This window comes from Streptomyces sp. NPDC057654, from assembly GCF_042800135.1.
In the GTDB taxonomy this organism is placed as follows: domain Bacteria; phylum Actinomycetota; class Actinomycetes; order Streptomycetales; family Streptomycetaceae; genus Streptomyces.
In genome coordinates this window covers 1-5,706 of the sequence record NZ_JBHVHQ010000571.1, presented here as the reverse complement: position 1 = coordinate 5,706, position 5,706 = coordinate 1, and the positions used below count along the sequence as shown (strand labels likewise).

Sequence of the window (5,706 nt, the reverse complement as noted above, 5' to 3'; positions counted from 1 at the left end):
TCGTGACGGAGGGTGAAGCGGTATCCGGTGCGGCGTGGCGGAGGTTCACGCCGATGCCCCGGGCGGCGAGTTTGCGGGCAACGGCCTGGACGCGCCGGGCGCGGCCGTCTTCCCCGTAGGCGGCGGGCAGGAGGAAGGCGGCCTGGTGGGGGTGGTACTGGAAGCCGTGGGCGTACAGCGCCGCGCGGGCGGCGGAGGGCACGCTCGCGTACGGCGCCCCGAGGGCCCCGTCGGGGTAGTAGGTCAGGGTCAGCACCTGCGCGGCCTGGGGCGGGGCGGCCCGGTGCGGGGGGTCGGGCTGGTCGGCCGTGTTGCGGAACACCTCGCGCAGGGCGTGTTCGTAGCGGGGCAGGAGCCGGCGGGTGACGTGGGCGGCGGCGCGGGCGGGGTCGTGGGGGACGGCGATGCCGTCCGGTTCCTCGACGCCCTCGAAGTGGTGCGGCCTGATGCCGTCGCCGTCGGGTTGGAGGGGAGCGATGACGAACTGGCTCGGGTACAGGGGCCGGTCGGTGAGGTAGAGCCGCTGGCCTGCGGGGCCGTGGAGGACGGCGTCGTGGGTGAGCACGTACGTGCTGACGACGTGGTCGACGTGGCCGGCATCCCAGAGCTGCTCGGTCAGGGGGAACTGGTCCCGGTACGCGGCGTGGCGCTGGTAGACGCTGGTCCAGGGGCCGGGCAGGCGGGCGGCCAGGCCGGCGGCGAAGGCGGACAGATCGGTGCGGGGCGTGGGCATGGGCTCCCGGGGACGAGAGGGGTCTGGACGGCGGCGTCAGCGTGCGCGCGGCCGGGGTGGAGGAAGAGCCGGCCGGGACGGAGGCAGCGCGTGGGCCGGTGCTGCTGGCCGGTGTAGCGGCGGGGGTGGGGTGAGGGCGCGCATCCGGTCCTCGGCCACGTGCAGTTGCTCGGTGAGGCTGCGGATCTGGGCGGCGGCGTCGGCGAGGTCGTACGCCAGGTCGAACCCGTCGTCCTCCGCGGCCTCCTGGGCCTTCTCGGCCGCCGCTTCGAAGAACTCCGCGAGCCGTTCCAGCAGGCCGTGGGCCGGTTCCACGACCTGGTCCAGCAGGGCGGCGGCCTGCGCGTACGAGGCGGCGGCGTTAAGCCGGTCGGTGAGGGCGAGGACCGCATCGCCGTAGCCGTACACAGTGGTGCCGTCCGCGTCCGCGTCCGCGTCCGCGGCGGCCTCGGCCGGGCGCGAGCCGCTGCCGCCGCTGCGTCCTGCGGGCCGCCCCGGGGTGCCCTCGTGGTCAGCGTGCACGGCCGCTGCGGTGCGAGGTGGAGCGGAGCGGAGACGGCTGGGTGTGGTCTGCGGGATGCGGCGGCTGCGCGGGGCGGACGGGGGTGGTGTAGTCGAATTCGTACTCGTCGTACGTGTCGATGAAACCTTGTTCCATCTGGGCTTCTCGATCGGCGACCTGGTCCATGAGATTGTCGTGCTCGGCCTGGCACTGCTGGATTTCGGCCCATTCGGCGTCGCTGCAATCGGCGGGGCGTTTCAAGGAACTCCTGGGATTTGCGGGTTCAGTACGTCGGTATTCGTGAACGCGGCGCCTCTTTACTGCATGCGGGCGTCGGTGTCGAAGAGCGGCAGTTCGCTGGGGTGGAGGTGGTGCTGGACGATGAAGGACCGTCCGGCGACTTTCCATAGTCCGCGGCCGCGGTTGAGGTGGGCGATGGCGTCGCGTTCCACGGTGGTGAGGCCGAGGAGTGTGGCGGCGGCGTGGAGCTGGTCGGTTTCCTGGCGGTAGATGATGCGGGTGGAGCAGTCGGCGAGGAGTCCTTCGGCGAGGGCGCGGCCGCGGGAGCCGGCGTCGCCGGCGGTGAGCAGGTCGGACAGCCGGTGGATGACCATGAGGTTGGCGATGCCCAGGCCGCGGGAGAGTTTCCATTGGGACTGCATGCGCTGGAGGAGGCCGGGGTGGCGCATGAGGCGCCAGGCTTCGTCGTAGACGATCCAGCGCCGTCCGCCGGCGGGGTCGGTGAGGGCGGATTCCATCCAGGCGCTCGCGCAGGTCATGGCGAGGACGAGGGCGGTGTCGTCGCCGGAGCCGCCGAGGCGGGACAGGTCGATGGTGAGCATCGGGCTGTCGGGGTCGAAGGCGGCGGTGGAGGGGGCGTCGAACATGCCGGCGAGGTCGCCGTGGACCATGCGGCGCAGGGCGTGGGCGAGGTCGCGGGCCGCGTCCCCGAGGTGCCCGGACATGGCGCCGCCGGCGCGGTCGAGCTCCTGGGGGGTGTTGAGGGTGGCGGCGATGTCGCCGAGCAGCGGGGCGCGTGCGGTGGCGGCGGCCTGGGCGACCACGGCGTCCAGGGCGACGTCCAGGGCGGTGTGCTCCATGGGCCGCAGGTCGCGGCCGAGGACGGTGCGGGCCAGGGAGCCGAGGAGCAGCAGGCGGCGCTTGCGGATCTCGCCGGCCCAGTCGGCCTCGGGGACCGAGGCGGGGCGCGGGGCGGCGTCCAGCGGGTTGAGTTTGCCGGGCAGGCCGGGGCCCAGGGCGATCGTCGTGCCGCCCAGGGCCTCGGCGACGGCGGTCCATTCGCCCTTCGGGTCGCACGGGACGTAGACGCGGTAGCCGAAGGCGACGGAGCGGAGCGCGACGGATTTGGCGAGCGCGCTCTTGCCCTGTCCGATCACCCCGGCGAGCAGCACGTTGGGGTTGGTGAACCCGTCGAGTCTGCCGTAGAGGGCGAAGGGGTCGAAGCAGAAGGAGGCTTCGGCGTGGACGTCGCTGCCGATGTAGAGGCCCTCGGCGCCGAGGCCGCCCTCGGCGAGGAAGGGGTAAGCGCCGGAGGCGGTGGCGGTGGTCATGCGGTGCGCGGGCAGACGGAGCTTGGCACCGCGGGCAGAGGCGGGACCCGGCCGCCCGGCCGGCCCGAAGACGCCGACGGGCATGTCTTCCTGGGCCGGCGCGTGGCCGTCCGTGCGGGCTGCGGCGGTGCGGGCCTGGGTGGTGGCTTCGGCGAGCCGGCGGCGGGCGGCTTTGCGGGCGGCGCGGTCGGTGCCGTGCGGGGTGAACAGCGCGGACGCGGAGGCGCGGCGGCCCGTCCGGTGGGACATGGCGGGCTCGTTGCGGCGGGGGGTGCGCCTCATTGGGCGCAGGTGGTGCTGTGGCCGTGGAGGGGGGCGTTGAGGCCGGCGGGGGTGGATTTGCGGCGGACGGCGTGGCCGGCGGCGAGGTGGCGCTGGCAGATGGTCAGCACGGGCGGGCCGTCCGGCAGCCGCTCGGGGTGGCAGTCGGGGCCGTCGGCGTGCGGCAGGGCGTGGAAGGCGTCATGGACGGCGGCGGTGGCCTGCCACAGCCGCAGGTGGGCGGTGGCCAGATGCCGGCCGGTGGTGGGATGCGGCGGCCGGGCGGCGTCCGCGAGCTGGTCGAGGAGCCGGTGCAGGGCGGTGAGGTGCGCGTGCAGGGCGTCGAGGTGCACGCGGTCCGCAACCTGCGGCCCGGTGGGGCGGGAGCGGGTGTGGTGGCGCAGGCCGGCGGTCGCCGCCCGCAGGTAGGGGTGCGCCTCACGGGCGGGAGAGGGAGGAGAGGGCAAGAGGGGTTCCTTCTGCCGGGGCGGCAGGGCGGTGGCGGGCGGGGCCCGGCTCAGCGCGTATGAGGGCGGGCGGTGGACGGCGGCCCGGGAGTCGGGGGAGCGGTGGCGGGAGCACTGTGCGAGGCGGCGGTGCGACCGGTCAGGGCGGCCTGTTCGTTGCGCAGGTCGTTGTACGTTCCGGGGGCGCGGACGCCGGGGTGGCTCTCGTCGGCGAGGAGGTCCACGGCGGGCGCGGGGGTTTGGGCGGTGCGGTTGCCGGCCAGCCAGCGCTGGAAGGAGGGGAGGCGGGTGAGGGTCTGGTGGGCGTCGTCGAGGCCGGTGGCGTTCACGACGAACAGCCACGGGGCCTCGCCTTCGTCGTAGCCGGGGCCGGTGAGGGTGACGGTGAAGGCGCGGCGTACGGGGGTTGCGGCCAGCAGTTCCAGGCGGCGGGTCACGGTTTCGAGGGCGTCGCTGGCTTCGATGGCGGTGTCGGTGCGGGTCTCCTCGTAGGCGGCGTACTGCTCCTCGATCACTTCGCCGTCCGCGTTACGGTGCTCGTCCAGCTCTTGTTGGTGACGGCGCCGCAGGGACTGCAGTACGGCGAGCAGGTCGTGGATCTCGTCGATGAGCGCGGCATCCGGGACCGGGACCGTGGTCGCGGTCGGGGTTGGGGGTGGGGGTTGGTGGGTCACAGGGCGGTCCGGGCGAGTGGCAGGGCGGCCAGGGTGAGGGCGTCGGGCTGCTGGAAGTAGAGGCGGCGCAGGTCGACTTGGGCGGTGCCGGCGGCGGTTTCGATCTGGGCGCAGGCCGCGTCGAGCTGGGTGTCGGACTCCGCGCTGACGGTCAGCAGTCCGGTCAGGGCGACATCGGCGTGACCGGCGATGAGCTGGCGTTCGCGGGTTTTGACGTCGGCGTATTCGACGTTGTCGGCCTCGGAGTCGACGATGCCGCGGCGCTGCCGTTCGCCGGCGTCGGCGATGATCGCGGCCTTCTTGCGCTGGACGTCGCGCAGCGCGGACTCCAGTTTCTGGGGTACGTAGATGAGGGAGAGGCTGCGGCGGACCCCGGCGGTGAACATCAGGCCGTGCAGGAAGCCGGCGCTGGTTTCGGTGCGGGGCCAGTCTTCGACCCAGTAGGTGGCGTGGTGGGCGGTGTCGGTGATGAGCCGGTCGTACTCCTCGACCTGGACGACGGGACCGGCGGCGGCCGGGTCGGCCTCGGCGCGGCCGGTCTCGGACCACTGCTGGAGGTGGGAGAGGGCCTTGGGGTCGTAGGCGGTGCGGATGACGGCGGCGATCTCGCGGGCGGTGAGCCAGCCGGTCACGGTCAGTCCGGCGCTGCGGGCGGCCTGGGCGAGAGAGGCGGTGGTCTGCTCCATCACGGTGAACGCGCCCGGCAGGCCGCCGCCGGCCTGGTTGATGAGGCGTTTGGCGGCCTTGAGGTCCAGGGAGATCGCCAGGTATGTCTCATGCGGGGCGGCGGCGGGTCCGGCGGAGGCGACGAGGCCGGCGTAGAGGGGTCCGGCGAGCGGGGTGTGGGGGTGGCCCTGCTGGGCCCAGTGGCGGGCGAGGGTGTCGCCGGAGTCGGGGACGGTGCGCTCCAGGACCTGGACGGCGGCGAGGTGTCCGGTGCGGGCGATGCCCGCCAGGGCCCGGCCCCAGCCGCTGACGTGGTGGGTCTGGGTGGCGGGGTCCAGGAGGGCGAAGGCGCGGGAGGAGACGCGGGCGACGGCGGTCAGGGTCTGGGCGTGGGGGTCGTGCACGGCGGCGGCCCGGGAGCCGTCGGGGGTGACCACGCGCAGCGCGGCGGTGGTGCCGGGCAGGTGCAGCAGGCCGTCGGTGCGGGGACGGGAGACCGGCCTGGCCAGCCACCGGCGCTGCCCGGTGCGGTGCCGGCGGGCGTAGCGCACGACGATGGGGGCCCAGTCGATCAGGGAGCGGCCCTGGCGCCGCACGGCCACCAGGACCCCGGCCGCCGCCCACAAGGGAGTGAGCGCGAGCGCGCCGGCGATGCCGGTGCTGACGACCGTGGCCAGCAGCAGCGCCAGCATGAGGGAGACGAGGGTGAGCTGGGGAAGGGATAGGCCGAGGAGGATGCCGCGGCGGGAGCGGTGCGGGAACTTCACCGTGACCGGGGCCGGAGCGGCGGAGAGATCAGACAAGGACGGGTCCAGAGGCGCGGTCGGGGCCG

Annotated in this window: 7 protein-coding genes; all 7 read right to left on the bottom strand. The window is 74.3% G+C overall.

What is annotated here, in order from left to right; genetic code table 11:
- Positions 1–733 (bottom strand): hypothetical protein (locus tag ACFU99_RS30910; protein WP_384398292.1); only part of this gene is annotated, 733 nt, incomplete at its 3' end.
- A 36-nt stretch (positions 734–769) separates the two neighbouring features.
- Positions 770–1,255 carry a hypothetical protein gene (locus tag ACFU99_RS30905; RefSeq protein ID WP_384398290.1) on the bottom strand — a complete coding sequence of 162 codons (486 nt, stop codon included), beginning with the start codon at positions 1,253–1,255 and terminating at the stop codon, positions 770–772.
- Positions 1,245–1,496, bottom strand: a complete 252-nt coding sequence (locus ACFU99_RS30900) for a hypothetical protein (RefSeq protein ID WP_384398288.1) — start codon at positions 1,494–1,496, stop codon at positions 1,245–1,247. Before ACFU99_RS30900 ends, ACFU99_RS30905 begins: the two co-directional genes overlap by 11 nt.
- A gap of 56 nt (positions 1,497–1,552) precedes the next feature.
- Positions 1,553–3,055 (bottom strand): ATP-binding protein, encoded by a 1,503-nt coding sequence (locus ACFU99_RS30895; protein ID WP_384398296.1) that lies wholly within the window; start codon positions 3,053–3,055, stop codon positions 1,553–1,555.
- Positions 3,056–3,084: 29 nt separating this feature from the next.
- Positions 3,085–3,534 (bottom strand): DUF6238 family protein, encoded by a 450-nt coding sequence (locus tag ACFU99_RS30890; RefSeq protein ID WP_384398286.1) that lies wholly within the window; start codon positions 3,532–3,534, stop codon positions 3,085–3,087.
- 50 nt (positions 3,535–3,584) lie between these two features.
- Entirely contained in the window at positions 3,585–4,208 is a 624-nt protein-coding gene (locus ACFU99_RS30885; RefSeq protein WP_384398284.1) for a hypothetical protein, read from the bottom strand.
- A complete protein-coding gene (locus tag ACFU99_RS30880; RefSeq protein WP_384398294.1) occupies positions 4,205–5,677 on the bottom strand; it encodes an SCO6880 family protein in 1,473 nt (490 codons plus the stop codon). The genes ACFU99_RS30885 and ACFU99_RS30880 overlap by 4 nt, the downstream gene beginning before the upstream one ends.
- Positions 5,678–5,706: the final 29 nt, after the last annotated feature.

Coding starts and splice junctions, on each gene's coding strand:
- ACFU99_RS30895 (WP_384398296.1), bottom strand. CDS start 3,055: ATGTCCCACCGGACGGGCCGCCGCGCCTCCGCGTCCGCGCTGTTCACC.